Annotated in this window: 16 protein-coding genes and 3 pseudogenes; 10 read left to right on the forward strand and 9 right to left on the reverse strand. The window is 34.6% G+C overall.

Annotated elements, in window-relative coordinates; translation table 11 throughout:
* Positions 1-577: 577 nt before the first annotated feature.
* The 6 genes from PLX19_RS22110 to PLX19_RS22140 form a co-directional block, all read right to left on the reverse strand.
* A complete protein-coding gene (locus tag PLX19_RS22110; protein WP_272191007.1) occupies positions 578-943 on the reverse strand; it encodes a ribonuclease E inhibitor RraB in 366 nt (121 codons plus the stop codon).
* A 60-nt stretch (positions 944-1,003) separates the two neighbouring features.
* Entirely contained in the window at positions 1,004-1,759 is a 756-nt protein-coding gene (locus PLX19_RS22115) for an Imm26 family immunity protein (protein WP_272191008.1), read from the reverse strand.
* Positions 1,760-1,776: 17 nt separating this feature from the next.
* Positions 1,777-4,317 carry an RHS repeat domain-containing protein gene (locus PLX19_RS22120; RefSeq protein WP_442869083.1) on the reverse strand — a complete coding sequence of 847 codons (2,541 nt, stop codon included), beginning with the start codon at positions 4,315-4,317 and terminating at the stop codon, positions 1,777-1,779.
* Between the two features lie 321 nt (positions 4,318-4,638).
* On the reverse strand, positions 4,639-5,055 hold the full coding sequence (locus PLX19_RS22125) for a carbohydrate binding domain-containing protein (RefSeq protein WP_272191010.1): 417 nt from the start codon (positions 5,053-5,055) through the stop codon (positions 4,639-4,641).
* A gap of 465 nt (positions 5,056-5,520) precedes the next feature.
* Entirely contained in the window at positions 5,521-8,379 is a 2,859-nt protein-coding gene (locus PLX19_RS22135) for a DNRLRE domain-containing protein (protein WP_272191011.1), read from the reverse strand.
* A 670-nt stretch (positions 8,380-9,049) separates the two neighbouring features.
* Positions 9,050-9,484 (reverse strand): hypothetical protein, encoded by a 435-nt coding sequence (locus PLX19_RS22140; protein WP_272191012.1) that lies wholly within the window; start codon positions 9,482-9,484, stop codon positions 9,050-9,052.
* A 491-nt stretch (positions 9,485-9,975) separates the two neighbouring features.
* Between PLX19_RS22140 and PLX19_RS22145 the strand changes: the two genes are divergently transcribed.
* The 6 genes from PLX19_RS22145 (at position 9,976) to PLX19_RS22170 (ending at position 14,745) form a co-directional block, all read left to right on the forward strand.
* Positions 9,976-10,299, forward strand: a complete 324-nt coding sequence (locus PLX19_RS22145; protein WP_272191013.1) for a hypothetical protein — start codon at positions 9,976-9,978, stop codon at positions 10,297-10,299.
* 165 nt (positions 10,300-10,464) lie between these two features.
* The gene (locus PLX19_RS22150) at positions 10,465-10,887 is read left to right on the forward strand and encodes a DUF1801 domain-containing protein (RefSeq protein WP_272191014.1); all 423 of its coding nucleotides are present in this window, start codon (positions 10,465-10,467) and stop codon (positions 10,885-10,887) included.
* Positions 10,888-10,924: 37 nt separating this feature from the next.
* On the forward strand, positions 10,925-11,623 hold the full coding sequence (locus tag PLX19_RS22155; protein WP_272191016.1) for a DUF1963 domain-containing protein: 699 nt from the start codon (positions 10,925-10,927) through the stop codon (positions 11,621-11,623).
* 408 nt (positions 11,624-12,031) lie between these two features.
* Positions 12,032-13,021, forward strand: a complete 990-nt coding sequence (locus PLX19_RS22160) for a hypothetical protein (RefSeq protein WP_272191018.1) — start codon at positions 12,032-12,034, stop codon at positions 13,019-13,021.
* Positions 13,022-14,078: 1,057 nt separating this feature from the next.
* Complete coding sequence (locus PLX19_RS22165) at positions 14,079-14,279, forward strand: spore coat protein (protein WP_272191019.1); 201 nt, start codon at positions 14,079-14,081, stop codon at positions 14,277-14,279.
* Between the two features lie 13 nt (positions 14,280-14,292).
* Complete coding sequence (locus PLX19_RS22170; protein ID WP_272191020.1) at positions 14,293-14,745, forward strand: spore coat protein; 453 nt, start codon at positions 14,293-14,295, stop codon at positions 14,743-14,745.
* A 300-nt stretch (positions 14,746-15,045) separates the two neighbouring features.
* On the opposite strand, the pseudogene PLX19_RS22175 reads toward PLX19_RS22170, so the two are convergent.
* Positions 15,046-15,135, reverse strand: a pseudogene (locus PLX19_RS22175) (site-specific integrase); the annotation flags it as partial.
* A gap of 331 nt (positions 15,136-15,466) precedes the next feature.
* On the opposite strand from PLX19_RS22175, the pseudogene PLX19_RS26080 reads away from it, so the two are divergent.
* Positions 15,467-15,654: pseudogene (locus PLX19_RS26080) on the forward strand (hypothetical protein).
* Between the two features lie 281 nt (positions 15,655-15,935).
* Here the strand turns inward: PLX19_RS26080 and PLX19_RS22180 are convergent.
* Both PLX19_RS22180 and PLX19_RS22185 read right to left on the reverse strand, forming a co-directional pair.
* Positions 15,936-16,433, reverse strand: coding sequence for a hypothetical protein (locus PLX19_RS22180; protein ID WP_272191058.1), 498 nt, complete (start codon positions 16,431-16,433; stop codon positions 15,936-15,938).
* A gap of 108 nt (positions 16,434-16,541) precedes the next feature.
* Positions 16,542-17,348 carry a YwqG family protein gene (locus tag PLX19_RS22185; protein ID WP_272191021.1) on the reverse strand — a complete coding sequence of 269 codons (807 nt, stop codon included), beginning with the start codon at positions 17,346-17,348 and terminating at the stop codon, positions 16,542-16,544.
* 647 nt (positions 17,349-17,995) lie between these two features.
* On the opposite strand from PLX19_RS22185, the gene PLX19_RS22190 reads away from it, so the two are divergent.
* From PLX19_RS22190 to PLX19_RS22200, 3 genes and pseudogenes are all read left to right on the forward strand, one after another.
* Positions 17,996-18,424, forward strand: a complete 429-nt coding sequence (locus PLX19_RS22190; RefSeq protein ID WP_272191022.1) for a hypothetical protein — start codon at positions 17,996-17,998, stop codon at positions 18,422-18,424.
* Positions 18,425-18,753: 329 nt separating this feature from the next.
* A complete protein-coding gene (locus PLX19_RS22195; RefSeq protein ID WP_272191023.1) occupies positions 18,754-19,185 on the forward strand; it encodes an integrase core domain-containing protein in 432 nt (143 codons plus the stop codon).
* Between the two features lie 478 nt (positions 19,186-19,663).
* Positions 19,664-19,777 (forward strand): annotated as a pseudogene (locus tag PLX19_RS22200) (carbohydrate-binding protein); the annotation flags it as partial.
* Positions 19,778-19,785 lie beyond the last annotated feature (8 nt).

Consider the following 19,785-nt stretch of genomic DNA (forward strand, 5'->3'; position numbering starts at 1 on the left):
TATACAGATATCAAAACAGTTTTTATTTATGCAAGCCATGGTATTCCCTCCTTTCTATTAATTTATTCATTTAGATAATATGTGTTCTAGCCAAAGATGTATATGTAGTTCTTATCAATTTTTCGTTAGAACATGGGGTCCAGTCTCGAAAATGCGGATTTACAACGCTAAGCTACTTACAATGTTAAAAATGAGTTATTTAACAACGATAGGACTTTTGAGATAAGTCATACCAGACACTAACAAGCCTTATTTGGAGTACAGACCCATCGCTATCAAGTTAAGAAATACAAATACCTCCAAAAACAAAAAAATTGTACATCTTCATGTGAAAATGTACAATTTTTTTGTTTTTGGGTGTTATAAAATTCTTAAGTTGATGGGCATGTTGGCGGTACCCCATGTAGAAAACTTTGCAACAGAACCGAATATGTAACATACATAAAAACTCTCCTCGCTTCATTTCATTCACGAGGAGAGTTTATCGAAATTTTTAGTTTTTGTCCATTGACTAGGTTGTTTTTCAACAGTATGAAGCTATCCAAAGATTATAACTTTGGATAGCTTTAAATTTACTTCATTCTACAATTTGTGTTTCCCAGCCATCATAACTGTCAGCACTTCCACTGTGCAAAATCGCTAATTCAGACATTTGTTTTGTTTCTTCCCAAACATTTTCCCTTGTAGGAATACAATTCTTTCCTACTACAAATATATAATAACTTTCTCCATTTTCCGAAATCTGTTTAGAAGGCTCATAAATATCGTATCCTTTTAAATACAGTGTATCTGCAATCTTTTCAGCAATTTCTATTTCTTGTACTAAAAAATAATGTTCTAAATAATGTGGTTTCACTAGATTCGAACCAGCTTCTTTTAATGCTGAAATAGTTGCTAGATCTTGACTTTCACGTTTTTGTTTTTCTTCATTTGTTTCTTGCATAAATAAATTCACTTCAAACCAGCTTCTTTCATACTGTCATTTTATATTTTCTTACACAAGCTAGATTTTTCTTACAAAATTCCTATTATAAACAATATCCTCAATAGTTGATGATCTATTGCTAGATTTATAATCTATACAAAATTCTATTAAAGAAGATACGTGCCACGTTACATTCCGAACTGGATCTCTTCTAGTGTTTTCTTCTACTTCCCCCATTATATCCATATTAAACAAAACTTTAAAAGTGTAATTATCAAATTCCATACCATTGAACATTAATGCGGTTATAACTTCTGATTTTTTAATTTCTTCTTTGGAAGGTACATGCTTACAATTCAAGTCGAAAATTACACAAATGGGGGAAATCCCTTCCATTAATTCAACAATCTGCCCAAAGAAATATGTTTTATTTGGTAGCGAAATCGAAAATATATCTCCGACTCTCCACTTTTGTTTTCTAGGTCGTTTCCAAGAGGCTATAAATTGTTCATATTCTTTTTGGTTCTCTAAAACAAAATTTTCTTCCATAAGCTCATTTAGTAAAACAGCTATTTGTAATACAATTTTTCCATTTGCCGAATAAATTTCAACGTAATCACTCTCTGAATCAAAGCCAACTTTCCCTTTGATCCCAGCTTCTTTTACTCTATTCCTAATAAAAATCATAGCATCATAATTAGTTTCTAAACAAAAGAATTCTGCTAAATCTTCAAAAATCACATACTGATTTGAGCTATAATCGGGGACAGAAATATTTATTTTGCCTATTTGTAGCGTATGATCTAACTCATTAAATAAAACAGATTGGCTCAATTTTATCCCTCCATTAATCAAATATTATATTTCTTCCACTTCTTTCGTGATATTTCATTTCTTGCATTTTCTAATCTCCCACCATATTTTTTAGGACCCCCAAGTCGATTTATCCATTTTTGCTCATATCGTCTCGCTTGTCTACCAGGTTTCGTCCGAGTTAACACAGTGTAATTATATTTTGCCTTATTCTTCTTTTCGTGCTCTTTCTGCCTCTTTGTGTATCTTGACCAATTCTTAGCTCGACCAACATATTGAGCTCCTGTTTTTTTGTTCACTCTTAAATAGATAACAGCTGTTTTGGCTGCTTTAAATCTTCCTCCACCAACAGCGCCCTTAGCAGCTGCTTTCGCAACACCTTGCCAACCTTTACCAGATTTATACGCATTATATCCATCATACGCTGCAAATCCCGCATTAGCCAAAAACCAGAACCAATGCCCATCCGGATCCACTTGCATTACCGGATTATTCCCTGCATACGTATACCCATTCTGCGTAATCGGATCATCCTCATCACCCGGGTCCGGATCCACTGACAAGAACACACCATGAGTTGGATTATAATATCTCGCAATTAAATAGTACATCCCAATCTCTTTGTCATACATATATCCCGCATAGCCAAATGGATTCTCTGCTGCAATACCTTTTGCGTCACTCTTTAAAACATTACCCCATGCATCGTATTCATAGGTTGCTACGACTTGTCCGTTTTCATCTGTCATCGCGATGACGTCACCGCGTGGGTTATAGTGGTAGTATACCGCTTGGCCTTGAGATTTCATCGCAAGGCGGATGCCGTCTACTGAGTATACATATTGACGAAGAACGTTTCCACTTCCATCTGTTTCGTATAATGGGTTGATGCTGTCGCCGTCGTAGTGATAACGTGTGACTTTGCCGTCTACATTTTTTTCAATACGACGATTATCGTCATCGTATTTATATGTCGTAAATGGCGTACTTTCACCTTGCTTTGTAATAGCTACAAGCTGATCTGCTTCATTCCACGTATATTTGTATTTCCCATCGGATGTACGGTTTCCGTTGACGTCATACGTTAGGGATTCATTGTCAAACTTTGTAAGTTGATTACCTTCGTTAAATACGGCTGTTTTCAATACGGCTGATTTTCCTGCTTCTGTTACTTTTATGTTTGTGCGGTTACCAAAGCCGTCATAGCTGTATTCTTTCGTTGTACCATTTGGCAATGTTTCTTTTGTTAGTTGATTGATAGAATCATATGTGTATGTTGTTTTTTCTGTTTTGTCACCATTTTTGCGTTCGATTGCGGTACGGTTACTTGTTGCGTCATACGTATACGATTCTTCTAAAATGCGCTGTGAATCTTTTGTACCAATTTGTAGGTTTGTCAGTTTCTTTGTATGGTCATACGTAAATTGGGCCGCTGTGTCATTGCCAGCTTGATAACGAACGACGTTTCCAAATTCGTCATAATCAAAATAGAATGTTTTTCCGCTATCGGTTACTTTCGTATTTTGATTTAAGGCGTTATATTCATAGTTTGTTGTGTTGCTATAGGAACCGTGATTGATTGTTGTATCTTTTAGTTTATGAGATTTTGGTTGATACCACCATTTTACGCTGCCACCGCGGTCTGTCATGCTGATGATACGGTTGCCTTCATCATACGCTTTTTCACGTGTAATACCATTTACATGGTCCGTTACTTTTGTTTCATTTTCGTTCTCATCATATGCATAGGAGAATGCATCTTTGCCGTTTCGCTTTGCTTTAATTGCTCGGTTTGCCGCATCGTACTCCCATTCTAACACAGTGTTAGTTGGCATCGTTGTTTTCGTTCGGTTCGCATTTGCATCATATTCGTGTAAAATTTTTCGAGATAACGCATCTTGGAAAACAGTCAATTTGTTATCAACATCATACTCGAAGATGTTCTTTTGTGTTTTTCCGCCAGCTGTCACAAATTTCTCAGTTGTGTTTCCATTATCATCATAACTATAAGAAACAGAAGTACCGTTTGCCATTGTTGTTTTCGTTAATTGATTGTCTTCGTTATATGAAAAGTTCTTTTTATTTTCTTTTTCATCTGTTTCACTTAATTTGTTTCCATACGGATCGTACGTAAATGTATTTTTACGATTTTCTTCATCATACGTTGCGGTAATGAAGTTTCCATCTGCATCATACTCTGTTTTCGTTAAGTGATTGCCTTCCATGATTCGAATATCATCGAACCATACTTTTCCTGTCAGTTCTTTATCAAGCATCGTATGAAGCTGAATGCGTTTAATCGCCCCTGCTGAAGCTGGGATAACAACTGCTCCGCGGTTCCAATCTTTTGTGCCGGGCGGGAACGTGATGTAATAGCTTTTCCATGTTCCGCCTTCATGTTCGGCATAGACCCAAACAGAATATCCATTGTTTGGCTGTGACGTACTGCTGTGTTTCACGTTTTCCGCTTTTGACATTGCCGTAACTGTAATATCTTTCGCCTGACTTTGATTTAGTGTAATTTCTTGACGATAGTGCAAGTCTGGATTTGGATCAGTCGGACTTTTCCTTTCCATCACAAGAGCTGAATGTCCGCCAAATCCTTCTCCTATATTATCTTTCGGTACATTTTGCCATGTATGCCAAACTTCGAACTTATCTCCGTAGTACTCAAAGCTTGGATTTAAAACTGGGTTAAAAGAAGATGAGATTGGTCCTTCTTCTAATTGGAGATTATCAAACCAGGCAGTCCCTTTTCCTTCCCCATTTCCATGATCTGTGAAAACCTCAATGACTAATTGACGCGTTTTATCAGATGTGACAATTGGTACTTGTCGTTTTGTCCAATCGGTTGTGCCGCTAACTTTACTATGGTAGTTCGAAATGGTTCCTACATGATTTCATTGTTCATCTAACTGAATGACATGGAAATAAGCACTTGCCTTTACTAAATCACTTGTTTTAATCCATCCACTTAAAATGTATGGTTTATTTGGCTCAACGTCTACCTTTTGGCTGGCAATTGTTGCCCCCCAGCTGTCACTGATGCCTTTTGTATCCATACGCAGGGAAGAAGTTTGTCCCAATTGTGGAGCACGAACGTTACGATCGATTTCATTTTTCCCGCCATCGTTCCATCCGCGTAGCTCCCATCGATCACCAGCTGCTTCAAAACCAGAGTTTCGTAATAAGTTACCACCTGGCGCTAGTTCTAAACTGCCGCGAATCGGATTTCCATAAGAATCATACTGCGTCACAGATGATGTTTTCGCTTGATAGTCTGTTTCCGAAACCGCATTGGCACCGTTATATGTCACAGACGCTGCTTTATTCTCTGTATCCGTTACTTTCGTTACGTCATTGTTTTGATTATATTCATATTTCTCTGTTCCAATTGCGTCCGTCGCAGATGTTACATTTCCTTTCCCATCATACGTATAGCTTTCGGAGACACGTTTTCCTTGATCTTTTGGATCTGTCTTTTTCGTTAAATTGTTTGTTTCATATTCGTATGTTGTCGTAAGCTTTAATCCGTCTGCATCTACAATTGTCTTTGCTGGATTACCCGCAAGATTATATTGATATATATCTTTAACATTTTTGGGATCAATAACTGTTACTTCTCTTGCTTCACTGTTATAAGAGAGTTTCGTTTCTTTTCCTAATGCATCTTTTACACTTACAAGTCGGTTATTGTCATATGTGTACGTTGTTTTATACGGCTTTTGTTCTGTATGTTTCGGATCATACGTGTAACGTAGTTTCCCATTTTCATAGCCATATCAATATTGTTTTCCTCTTGGTGTTGTTACACTTACTAGTTGCCCATCTTTATACGTATACGTAACTGTACGATTTTCAGGACCAACAAGCTTTGTTAATAATCCGTCTGTATATTGTAAAGAAACCTTACGATTCGAAGCGTTTGTAATTTCGACAACACGGCCATTTTCATAGCGATACGTCAACGTATTACCATGTTCGTCTTTTACCTTTGTTATACGTCCTTGTTTATCATATTCTGATACTGTTTGATCTTTATCAGTAACCGTATACCCGTTGTCTGTTTTCTTGATTTCTAAAAATACACCCGGCGGTGCTTTATACGAATTATCTCCCGTTTTTTCAAAACGGTCTACTGCGCGATCTTCATGAATAAAGTGTAAATCTCCATTTGACTGTTCCTGTACTTTTTCATCAAAAGAACTCGTCCAGCCTTTACCTAATACACCTTGTTCTTGACTGTTACTGTTGTATACACGATCAATACGTAAATCAGGACCGCGGCCTGATAACATAAAGTCCGACTCATCCATGACAAAGTTCCCGTTTGTCGTGTTTACTTTACCGCCAATCACATCAACAGAGGCAATATAATCTTTCAAACCAAAAATCTCTGTTGGTTCTGTCATTTTAATGCCGTAATCCGGGGAATACGTACTTTCGGCATGCCCAATATTGCTGTAGGCTTGAATATGAACCCAATATTTATCGCTTCTAAAACCACCTGCATTTTCATATAACTTGGAAGGATTTAACGCCAGTTCTTCTCCTTTTCCATCTGTATGGAACTGGTAGCGACCATTTTTTAGTTCATCTGCCGTTGGGTAGATTTTCTTTCCTTGCGTAGACCACTTCGTTACATTTCCAACATCAAACACATCGTGATTCTTTCCATTATAAAAAATGACGCGATATCCTGTAGCACCAGGAAGTTGATCCCAGTTCAGCTCAATGTATCCCGATTGAGAACCTGCCAAATTGGCAAAAACATTTGATCTCGGTTGTTTCGGTGCTTCTAGTGGCATAAATACCTTTTCTTCATCTGACTCTGGGCTCAATTCATCATGAGGATGCTCCGCTACAACTTTTATTTTATAAGCGTGTTTATCATTACCTTGTTCTTTGGAACCATTATTTTGATAAAACTGAGAAGGACTCGTTGGAAATTCTCCGCCTAATCCATCGAAATGAAGCTCATTTCGTCCACGTCTTACTTCCTCTTGATTTGGCCAGATTTTTTTATCCTTTGTAGACCAAGATGTGGTATTCCCAACGTGATAATAATTGTAATCTGTTCCGTCAAAAATTCCTACTCGATATCCAGTTGCCCCTGGTACCGCATCCCAGCTTACATTAATATGCCCTGTTCCACTTCCAATTCCGTTTGAATAAGCTGATAAACGTGGCTTATTCGGCTTTGGATAAGAATACGTAATTTCTAAATGCGGTGCTGTGTCTCCTCCGTTATAAGCCGCAATAAATTTCTTCCAATGCGTTTGTCCTCGTCCGTTCGGATGCAGTTTAAATCCATAGTTCGGTCTCTCGCCGCTCAGCCAAGCTTTCACCGTGTTTGTAACATTAAATTCTGCCCATTGATTTCGTCCAACATTCGCAACTGCGATTTCCTGGGACCACGGCTTTGTTTCCCAGTTCATCGTAATATAATCCCAGTCACCTTTTACTTCATCTAACCAAACTTCATTTGGATTATTTGCGTAATAATGCCAAACTGCGTAAGCATAAAACTTTGCATCATGTACAATGGCACCGTTTAAACTAGAAAGTTCTGGCTTCGTATAGGCAAAATTATAGCCAGTACTATTATCAAAAGAGCCTACTTTTAATGTATGCGCCTTCTGTCCTTCATCCCAAAGTACCCATCTAGAATAATTGTTCTTTGGAGCTGCACTCGATACGTAAGCTTCTTGGAAACTTTCCATCGTAATGGAAGGGTCAATATAAACTGGATATTTTCGCTCAGGAGCTTGTAGCCACTTTGGATCTGCGATAATAGTTACATTGTACGTGTTGTTTTCTTGTTTCTCTAACGTATACTTTACATCTTCTGAAATCGGTGCTTCATTCGATTCAGGATGTATATTAGAATCTGTCATAAACGGTTTTGGCAGTGTAAACACAGTCTTTTGTTTATCATCTACCATCAAAATAGAACCGTCTTCTTCTAACTTCGGTGTCAATGTGGTCTGTAATTGGAAAGTAAAAATATGATGTCCTGTATATTCATTCAGAACAATATCTTCTTTTACCTTGTCATTAAATGTAATGGTGCGTAAATCAATCTTTGGAAAAATATTTTTATACCAAATCTCATTTTTTTCATACGTAGCTGCAACTGGAGATGGCTGGAGTCCTTCTTTCTCACCCTTGGCCCCCATTAACTTATACGTAACTTTGTGACCATCTACTTCAAAGGCCGCGTATTCTTTCTTTTCTAGCTTTTTTTGAAATGTCGGTTTTAACTTCGTTGTTTTTGTCGCAATTGTTTGTGAGGATTTTACGACAAGCTCTGGTTGAATCTCTTCTAATTTCCCATCTTTCTTTATATGTATGGGCTCTGTGTAAACTTTCTTTGTAAACGTTCCATTCTTGTTATCAAAGACTTTTTCGTGTTCGGTTCGTTCTTCTACCACTTCAGTGGGTTTATCACCTGATGCTTGCTTCTGCTCATTCGGTTTCTTTGCTTGTTCAGTAGAAGAAACTTTGTTCTCTTGCGCTGGTTTGCCATTGTTCATCGTTTCCGCGATTGCCTCCATTGGAATAGAAGACACAATTAATGCCATCACGATGAGTTGAATTACATACTGATACCATCGCCTTTTACGTTTTTCCTTTTTCATACATTCACCCCGCGAAATTTTCTATATATTACAAAATAAAATATAAAAAAATATAAAAAAATAATATATGTAAAGTAAACATCTTTTTTATATTAGAAATATATTTATCGGTAATTTTGAATGTTTTTCGAAACTTGTTGTAGATGTATTGTAAATTACACATAATTTTGGTAAGACAAATTTTCATTTAAAAAATATTACACATCTTAATAATTCAATAAAAATTTTAATGATGAAAGAAAGATAGACTTATCATAATAGGCCTTTCCTCCTTTACTTTTTGCAAAAATCTTATAGTTCTAGTTCAAAAACTTTAAGTTATGGCTCTATACAGTAATCCAAAAAGGGATACCGACAGCATTTTGGAAAGAAACCACGCTAAGCAAAAAATACAATAAGCTGCCCATATGGACAGCTCATTTACATAATTCTCGTTATAGGCAGTAAATCTATCAAATAAAAAAGGATTAGCATTTTCGCTAGTCTTTTTTTATTACAAATTAATGTTAATTATATTTTTTTCAGAAAAGGGAATTATAGGTTAATTTGCGCCCCTGTTAGATATTGGAGGGCCGTTCATGTAGTCGTGGCTTTGCCACTCCTGTAAAGACGTTTCATTTATGTAAAAAACGCCAAAAACAACAAACTGGAATTTGTTGTTTTTGCCAATTCAATAAGTACGAATATCATCACATTCAGTATCTATATAGTTTAACTCTACAAATTCCACATCTTTTTGGCGTTTTAACAATTCTTTTTTATTCATATTGCTCCAATCAAATACTTCTGCATGAGAAACTAAGCACCTTGCTTTCACAGTAGTTGTAATTCTCAGAAGTTGTTCTCTATCCTGCCATGTTGATATAAGACATGGCATTTCTAGCTCAATTAAAACTTTTTCTCCTACGGCAAAAAAATTCATAACACTGGGTGCATCTGATTCAAAAATTTCACATTCTGTTGTTTTTGAAATGACTTCTGCCCAATCATCTAAATAGTCAATACCTTTTAGCATAATGGGAAGCTGCTCTATCATTTCAACTTTTTGTGTTATTACCTCCGATAATAAAGTTTCAGCTAAAATATCAATCTTTTCTTGTTCCATTATTAAATTCCCTCCTTAATGGACGAAACAAAGAAATATTTTCTATATTATATTATGAATTGATCTTTGAAAGAAAAATAAATGAATGCTCTATACAATTATAGTCAACATAACGCATTATTATCAACAGTAACCAAATCCCAGAAATCCATTCATAACAAGAGCTTGCCAGCCTTCTGTTCCCTCCGCTGTACGTAGGATTTCATATATCCCTGTCACAACAGCATTTGGTAGTTCCAACCGTTTTCTTAGCCTGCATGAAATCCTGCATATCCTTAGCGTATAAAATCCGTGTTTTGCCGGCAGTACCCCATGCCTATCAACTTAAGAATTTTATAACACCCCAAAACAAAAAGAATGAACTAAATTCCCATAGATACCTATGAAAAGAAAAAATTTTCGCTATGGGGGCACTTCAAAAGGTTAACTTGATAGCCCTATAGCCGTATTCCTACTAAAGATAAGATTAGAAAGGCATGAGGTCGATTGCATTGAAAACATTTATTATTAGCTATTTAGCCTGTTTAATGTTTTTCTCAGCTTTTATCAATATTTCAGGCTATATACAAGAACCTAATGCTACAGAGACATGGGGTCCTATATGGTTAGCAATTATTATGATTATAATATATGGAAGTGTTCCTGCTCTTATGGGTTGTTTATTAGGAGAGTTTTTTTATAGAAAAATAAAAAGAAGTTATGAATTAATAGTTGGAATCCTCTTATTTCTATTGGTAGGAGTTTTCTATTACTGTTTAATTTATATAAGAAGCTCTAGAGGATATATTATACGTACGCGTTTTATCCAACCCTAAAACTAATTACTTCGAACAATACGGGAAGATATCCACTTCACCTCATTTGAAAGATTTATATCCATTAGGCTCTATGGTGTTTTTTCGCTATAGTATCTTAACTTGATAAACATGTATGGTGACCTCTATATTATAATTATCTATGTGATAAGGAGTGTTTCTACTATGTACAAACTCAAAACAACAGAAACCAACAATAGTGTAATTGAGTTTATTGAAAGTGTTGAAAGTCCAAAAAAACGAGAAAATGCCTATCAATTATTAGATATATTTACTGAAACAACAGGATACACAGCAAAGATGTGGGGACCGAGCATTATCGGATTTGGTACATACCACTATAACTATGAATCTGGCCATGAAGGAGATGCTCCATTAGTAAGCTTTTCCCCTAGAAAAGCCAAAATTAGTTTATATTTTGCGGCTGGTGATCCTAAGCGAGAAGAACTATTGAAAAACTTCGGAAAATACACGTCTGGAAAATCATATGTATACATTAATAAAGTAGCAGACATTGATATTGATGTTCTAAAAGCGCTAATCAAACAATCTGTCAGTTTTTTAGAAGAGACGTATCCAAGTCATTAATGAAACCTATTTAATATAGAGGGGATGGAGAAATACGTTGGAAATAGACAAAATAAAGAATATCCTAAGAAAAAAAGCAACTATATTTCAAACAGGTGGAAAAAGGCCCGATTTATCTATAAATGAAAGTTGGATTGGAAAGATCCCCTATTCATTACCAAATGAAACTTACCCAATCGACCGTTATACAGACAAAATGTTTGCAGTCATGATGCTTAATTTAACTCAACTCCTTTTTGTTCCAGAAATATTAAAAGATATAAAAGCCATAGCGGTATTTCTTTCTCCAAACTTTGATAAGGATTTATCCAACTTATCAGGAAATTTTTGTATTAGAGAATATGATTCTTTAGAGGCATTAGTACCGAATGACATGTCACTTACGTTTCAAAATCTAAAGGCTTTCCCTTTAATACCAACATTAGTAACTGATGAGTTTCCCCTATGGGATACAGATGATTTTCCTCACACAATTCAAGATAAAATTTTAAAACTTGAAGACACGACCGGAATAGAATACTACGATGACATTTTTGAAGAAAATCGTTACATACATAAACTAGGCGGTTATGCTAGCTTTGCGCAATCAGGTATCCAATGGCCTCCCGATTATGAATTCGTTTTTCAAATAACAGAAGATCCAAAAGCACATTTTGGAATTATTGATGGCGGTGGAATTTACTTTGCCAAACATGTAAAAACAAATGATTGGATCGCACATTGTGATTTCTTGTAGGAGCAAATATAGCGGACTCATTTACTATTGGGATGATGCCATATATGGTGCTGACTACTATTTGTTCCATTACCTTTTTTGCGAGCAGAACTACATATGAACGAAAATGATAAAGTGAAACTTTAATCAGTGGGGGCTTCATCCCCCACTGATTATCAACCCTCACCAATCGGGCGCATGCCAGCAGTTTATCTCCCGCCTAACTTCTTAAGAAAAGCGGAAGCGGCTCGCTCAGAATCGCAGGACTTTGGAGCTCAAGGCAGAGAGGCGCTTTTGGCCTCGTCCGAGGGGGTGAAGCGACCGGAGATTCTAGCCGCTAGAGCTGGACAATGCATCCGCTGAATTTTGAGGCGGGAGTATTACTGCCCGTTAATGCGGGATAAATTCGTTACATAAGGAAGAGGTTATATGAAAAGAATGAAAAATGTAATGTTGTTAGTAGTATGTTTCTTATTTTTGAGTGGTTGTAATTATGAAAATGAAGATCAGGTAAAAAAATACATAAAGAAAAAACATGGAATCGATGTTGTTGTAACAGATTGGGGTGCTATACATGAAGGGAATATGGGACATACATATCATACCGTTCAAGAAAAAAACAATAAAAATATGCAATTTCGAGTAGAGGTAGATGGAATCTTCTATTCAACAATAAAAGGTGATGAATACCAATACGGAAAAAATACATATGAGGAATATAAGAAATTTAAACCAATTTTAAAAGAAATTCAAAAGTTAGGATACGAGGAATTTGAAAAAGAAAATGCACTTCAGTATATAGTTAATTATAGAGAAGAAAAACCAACTGATGAGTTGTTATTAACTTTAAAAATGAGTAACAAGATGGATTATAGTCAATTTGAATCAGCCGAATTAGATCGTTTATATGCTCTATTTCAACTCATTCAAAAGAGTAATAAAAAGATAACTGAACTTGCAATTAAGGATTATAATGGTGAATCTATAGGTCTCCCTTTCAATAATGTGCAAGAAGCTATAACGAAAGAAGAACTGCTCCTAACAATGAAAAACACTTTAGACGGTTATTGGACAGATTTAATTCAAACCCAAACAAAAGTAGTAGACAGATTAAAAGAAATACAAAACGACCGTTTTGTATTTAAAGATATTACTTGTTCACATCCGAAAGATGGAGAGTGTCCAGGGTATAACGTAGATTTAGTTATTAATGCCAGTAAATTTAAAAACGATCTCCCTTTAATTGAGGATTTAACAAAGGTAGCCAATATCCTTAAAGAGGAACTACATAATAAAGAATTTACCATATGTTTAACAAACAAAGATGGAACAAGATATAAAGCCTGGTTATCATCAGAAGAAATTAAAAAAAGTAATAACATCGAAGAACTTGTGAAAGAACGGTATCCCGAGGAATAAATCATTTGTATAAAGAGTGTAAGAGCATGTTTCAAAATATGCTCTTTCTTTTTATGCACGTATTTTTTAGTTCTTCAAATGTTGTCATTATCCGATAATAAGGGACACATGTTAGTTACTGTATATCCTCCACTAACATGTCACAAAAAACATACACTAAGAAATTGCTTGGAAGTGGGAAAATAATTTTTTAACCGTTAAGAATTTTTTTTGCAAAAAACAAAGGTTCATGATGATTTTTATCTCATATTTTCCCTAGTATTCTATAAAAAAATCGCCTAAACAAAGTCTTAATTACATTTTTCTCAGTATATATTTCCTACGATTTGTTAGTGTTTTCCGTTACCATCTAGTTAAAATTTCATCGCTCTCCCAAATCAAAAATAAGATGAACTTCTATACAAAACTTTTTCGATCAAGGCTTTAAAGAGCCTCAAAATCCCAACTTGATGGGCATGCCATATTGCCCCTTGTTTTTGCTAACGACATGCTAAAGACAATATTAGTAAGTTCATCCTGACCATTGTAGCTTAAAAACCTTTTAAACTTCTTTCATAAACGCCACAAATCCCTTACATATAAATATAAGGAATTATGTTATTTGATTACAAATAATAGAATTCAGATTCCCAAGGTGTGTCTCCGGCTAGATTTAGTTACCCTAAATAGTTATTTGACAGGGGAACGTTATGCATATGATTTATTGAAGTATCTTCGTTTTCTGAAAAGCAAATATGTGGATTAATGAGGGATTAAAAGCAATACAAGAAAAAGCTAGACAACAAACTATAGAATCTATGACATGGACTGTTACATGTATTAAAGATACCGGAGGAGTAAACAGTAAAATCACTGCTCAAAAGTTAGCGGAAGTAACTAATTTAAGTAATCTTGTTCGGCTATTAAGACCAACGTAATTTATTATTTACTAAAAGAAATAGTGTAGAAACTTTTTTAAAATGATACTCGTCCAAACCATATCTGTTCTATTTCATATAATGATTCTAGTTAGATAATACTAACTACTAATTTAAACCCAATTTGGAGGGATATTGGAATGGATGATTTAAAAAAAATGATTTCTTCAACACTTGATGGAAAACAAAATAGCGAAATGTTCGATCTATTAATTTCAAATATTTTAAATAGAAATGGTATAACAGATTCATCTCTAAAAAAATTACCCGTAGAGAAAAAAGAACAAATCAAAAAAATCTTTTCTGAATTACAAAATCAAATTAATAATATTTTAGACTAAAAGGAGAGAGTTTATGACTGGAGTTTGGTATCCAAACCAAGATAAAAAGTGGAACGCATTAGATTCTTCGAAGCCTCATCCATCATTCTACGATCCAACAATTTCAGAAGAAGCTAAGCAAAAAAATAAAATTTATCAATTATCCGAAGAATATATAGCGATTGTTGATTCCGCTGATGTTCAAGTTACTACAACCGATACAAAAGTGGCACTATCAATTCAAGCTTCATTACAAGCAGCAATTGTTGCTATTTTAAGCATATCTATCGCAGATAGCGAAAAAGCTGATAAAATTGCACAAGAGCTTTTTCAAAAATCAGCTATTTCACAAGTTAATAAACAACGTACTATTATTAGAAATTCTAGAAATGTTTCAGTAACTACTACAGATACTGATATAGCAGTAAATATCCAAATCCTTCTTCAAATTTTACTAGCTTTATTAGTTAAATTAAACGTTTTATAAAGATTATTCAACTTTCCTAGCAATGTTGTAAATAAAACACTTCCCCATCCCTCCCTCCTATTGGGATTTTTAACTTGAAGCTTCGTTAAACTAACTAAACCTTTGTAAACACATCACATACAAAGAAAGATTTTTCTATTTATTTAGAGCAGATATATAGGAATTTATAACAGTATCCTTACTAAACTAAATGGATATAGTTTAATAAGGATACTGTTTAATTCAAATTTAAATAAATGCCTACTTAGGAGGAAAGTAGGCATTTTAAATTTCAATTATTATAGATAGAATTATTCGCTTTCTTTGTAAAACAAACACATCTTTAAATTGCTTGTAGTAATGATATCCATATGTCTTTCTAAATGAATGAGTACCAATCCGTTCTAATCCATCCGTTAAATTCCTTGAAACCAACTTAATCGCAATCCAATTTCTTTTTGTTATGATTGTTTTTAACCTAGGTAAGAATATAAACATTTTAGAATTGCATAAAAAAGATGGTGTCCAGCCATCTTTTTTGTATACGTTAGAAAAGAAATATAAAAGAATCCTGCTTTGTCTAGGATTCCTTTACTTTACCTTCAACATGACTTGTAATACTGTATAAGTCAATTTCCGTGTGGAACATCCTCTTTTAGAACACCTAGACTGTGTTCCCTACAATTAATAAAGAGCAAATTACAGAATTAGCCGAAATGTTTTTCGTTCATCATACCCCAATATGCAATATTGCATATTAAAATGTATTGTTAAAAATGGAAGAGTTTACTATAATAGGTATATACATACAAAGCACTTCTTAATACCAACAAAAAAGGAGGAAATAACATGTCAATCGCAATGGCAATCTTAAAATTTTTAGGCGGAATCATTCCATTCGTACAAGAACTTTTAAAAGCATTTATGTAAGTTCATTATTCAGCAATTATTTTTAAAACATTATCATACAAATGATCTGTATAGCAAAGATAAATTGTTATACAGATCATTTGTGTGAGCAAAGTCCCTTATAAAGGGACTTTTTTTATGCTTCGACATACTTTGACTGTTGATAGGTGAAGTTATGTTAACTCAGAAAAGGTTGTTCCATACAACCGAAATCTTAAATTAATAGATAGCAGCAGATTGATAGAATTATACCCACTTCATGTAAAGAACATACTACAAGCAACCCTATCAAGTTCTATCACTTAATCGAACCATTTGTCTCCATCCGTAATCCATTTACCGTTATGTAGATCAAAGCATGGATCATAATCATGAAAACTAAAGTAAGCAGGCATTTTAACGCTTGGACCACCAGCTTTATTCCAACACGTCGCAAACCATTCCACAATAGCTTCTGTTTCAATTTTAGATAATTCCCCATCATCTTGATCATAAAACTCCCAAAATTCATCTGATTTGTCATCAGGGAATTTGTAATATTCTACATCATCTATCAAATCGTGACTACCTGAAAAAATGCTGCTATCACTTCCTTCATAAAAAACCTCACTTGCTCCTCCATCCATGGAAAACATGACAATGGACATTCCAAATCCTTGAACAAAAGCTGTGAAATCCAATAAATCTATCTCCTTATAATAATTAAAATGAATGGTCTCTTTTATATTTCGAATCAGATCATCTGAATGTTCTTCAAGACCCTTTTTTAAAGAACTTGTGTAATTTTCTACTGTAAACAAACGATTCACTCCACTTTCTAATTGAATTTTTAATATATTTTTTATCTAGTAATACCAAAATTGAGTATGAAAAATAGGCACAATCTCGTCAAACATACTCTCTCATCCTCAGCAACAATCCCAAGTGTATAACACATCTGAAAAGTCTAACCGAGCTAAGTCATCTTTACTAATAAAAAAGTTTGCAACACCCGAATCTCCCCACATAATCCCTAAATCATCATCTGTATCAATCTGTAAAAGCAGCGTATCGTATTTGGTCCCCTCTTCTCGTGGGTCATACTGTGTAAAGAACGGATATCCGCCAATTCTATGTCCGATATGATCCATATGATCAATGTATAAGTCCCATAACTCAATTGTTTGATCACCGTCTTGTACCTCTTTTTCTCCCTCAAATCCCACAAGGAACTCGCTGCCGAATCGGTAATCACTCGTTGTAACTGGCTGTAATCCTTCTTCAAATACAAGTTTCGCTTCCAAAGGAGAAATGAACTCCTCATCGTGCTCCCCAATATCATAATTAAACTCAGTAACCAATTTGCTCTTGTCTTTTATAACCTCTTGACGATATATAACGCTAAATCCTTCTTGTGACGTAGGATTATCAAAATCCGCCCCAACTAAATCATCTGTAGTATCTACAAAGAATTGCAAGATGCCCTTTGTCGGCATGTTATCGATATGCGGCACATCTTCAAAATTGATTTGTGCCAGCAAACGCAATGTCTTTCCTTGTTCGTTTTTAGGGAGTTCCTCACCAACTAGCAAATAAGGGTATCCACCAATTTTACTCTCCCATAACTCTGTAGTCCCTACTTTACCTGTCATTTTTAGTGTTGGCTTTAATGATTTTAAAATATCTTCTTTGTAGTTTTTTAACTGATCTGGAATATATAACTCTATATCTTTCATTTAGACTCCCCCTTTTTATTTAAATGTTAACATAACAAAACACCTTATACATATATTTCCTACGTGGTAGTTTTGTTATGGAATTGAAATAAAGTCGTATCGTTTATAAAAAAGATGTACCGTTTTGAATAAAGTTATACCGTTTTACCCCTTTAGATTATCTAAAGGGGTGTATTTATAGTGAAAAGGAAAAGAATATCTGGAATTGAAAGATCGGTTAAGGAACTGTTGAGTGACAATAAGTTGTTCCGTTAAAGGGCCATTTAACGGAATAAAACTTCCTGAAGCTCCTGTAGATTTGATACAAAGTTTTCTTGTTTTGACCTAAACGATAGATGAGATTGTCTTGGAAAGAAAGCGGGGTAAAATTACTGCTGAAAAGTTGTAGTGATAGATTCAACTTTTTCTATTGTTAGAGTAATAAGCAGGGATTTGAAAAAGTGGCGTTCAGTTTGAAATTATAACAATTAAAGTATGCATTGGAAGTTATTAATATCGGAAGAGGTTTAATTGATAGGAAAGTGTCTGCTAGTGATTTGGAATGGGCATAACCTTAAATGAAAGCCTAATAAAACTTTACTACTTTCATCTATTACTAGATAATTGTATTTGAAGTTCAATTAAATTTAATGGTAGGAGGTATTCACATGAGTCAGAATAAAGATGGTTCTCAACAGAAGGAATTATCTTTGATAAAAGAAGCATTCGAATTATTACAAAATGAAGATATTGATATTTCACTTGAAGATGTGAAAAATCTTATGCAATTTTCCCCTAATGTTAAAGAGTTATTTTTAAAAGCAACTGAATTATCGCATACCTCTGGGCAAAATGTATTTGACGTTATAAAAAAAGTAATTTCAGTTTATGAAGAAGAGTTAAAGAGAGATGACCTTATGTTTGAACAAAGGACAGCCATTTATGACCGTATGGACAAACATGCATTGAATGCAATGCAACAGGACGATAGTAATAAAAAGTTTATAGGCGGAGCAATCGGTGTTGTACTAACAGCATTAGTGGGCGGTGCAATAAAGTTTGGTCCTAAAATAGTTAAATCTATAGTTAAAAAGTAATTCATCAACTAAACTTTATTAAATTTGTTATTAATAAACTGTGTATTCTTTCCGTAAGTTATAGTTTCACGCTATCAGCAGAGATCGGTTCTTGCTGAGGTAAAACGACTATTAATAATATAGCGAGATTAGGTAAGGGCTTTTAATAGTCCTTTTCTTTTTGTCTTTTTAATACTGGCTAAATATTTTTGTTATTCCACAATCGGGCGCGATTGTAGAGCAATATAGTTAGGAAATGATCAAACTTTTTTATAAAAGAATGAACCAACTGAAAATATTAAGAGCGTGTTTTGATCAATCTTTTTTTCAAAACACGCTCTTTTCTATGATTGTTTATCAAGATTATTAGTATCGATTTGATCAAACTTTATTTTAAAGCAACACTTGTACAACGTTCCTTATTCAAGCGGAAACAATTTGAGACAGAATACAGACCTGTAATTCGAACTGACAATGGTCCACAATTTATTTCGAATGCATTTGAAAAAGTGTGCCATACTTGTAAAGCCCTGCATGAGCGAATTCCACCGAAGACACCAAATATGAACGCTCATATTGAATCATTTCATCGATTACTGGAAAACGAATGTCTAAAGCACTGCATGTTTCAAACATATGCCGAAGCTTATCAAGAAGTAGCTACATATATTGAGTTTTACAACAACCGAAGGAGCCACTCTAGTATTTTGGACTTATCACCAAATGAATTCTATCGACAAACACAAACAGAAACGTTAAAAATCAAAGAAGTTGGAGTATGAGAAAAGGTTTTTTCTTGTCTCATATGAAAAAAGAAGCCACTTACCAAAATAAAGAACAATTCTATGAAACAATGAGTTAAGAATAGTATGTGTTCAAAATTAGGGGGTTAATCCGGTCTATCAAATCGTGATTACCTGAAAAAATGCTGCTATCGCTCCCTTCATAAAAGACTTCACTTGCTCCTCCAACTAGGAAATATTAAAGCTTGCTGTGTATATTAGACAATCACCCATTTATGCAAGGACAATCATCTAAAAAGTATACATCCAAATATAATATTAGAAAAACTAACCTTAATATAAGGAGGGATGAAAGTTGAAAAGACAGTATTTCTTTGAACCAACTGTATCATATCCATATCCGTACCCATATTATCCAACTAAATCAAACTACAGGAATAGTAGTCAGCGCGTCACCTGGCAATGGGAAGACCTTGGTGGGGTTATCATTGATGCACCTGCGGTCACGTCCAAGCATATGAACAACCTAGAAGTTTTTGCGCGTGGAACCGATAATCATTTATTGCATAAGTATTGGGAATATGATTCAGGGTGGAGCGACTGGAAAGATCTCGGTGGTACCATTATCTCTGGTCCAGC

This window comes from Bacillus sp. BP-3 (genome assembly GCF_028401955.1).
Lineage (GTDB): Bacteria > Bacillota > Bacilli > Bacillales > Bacillaceae_G > Bacillus_A.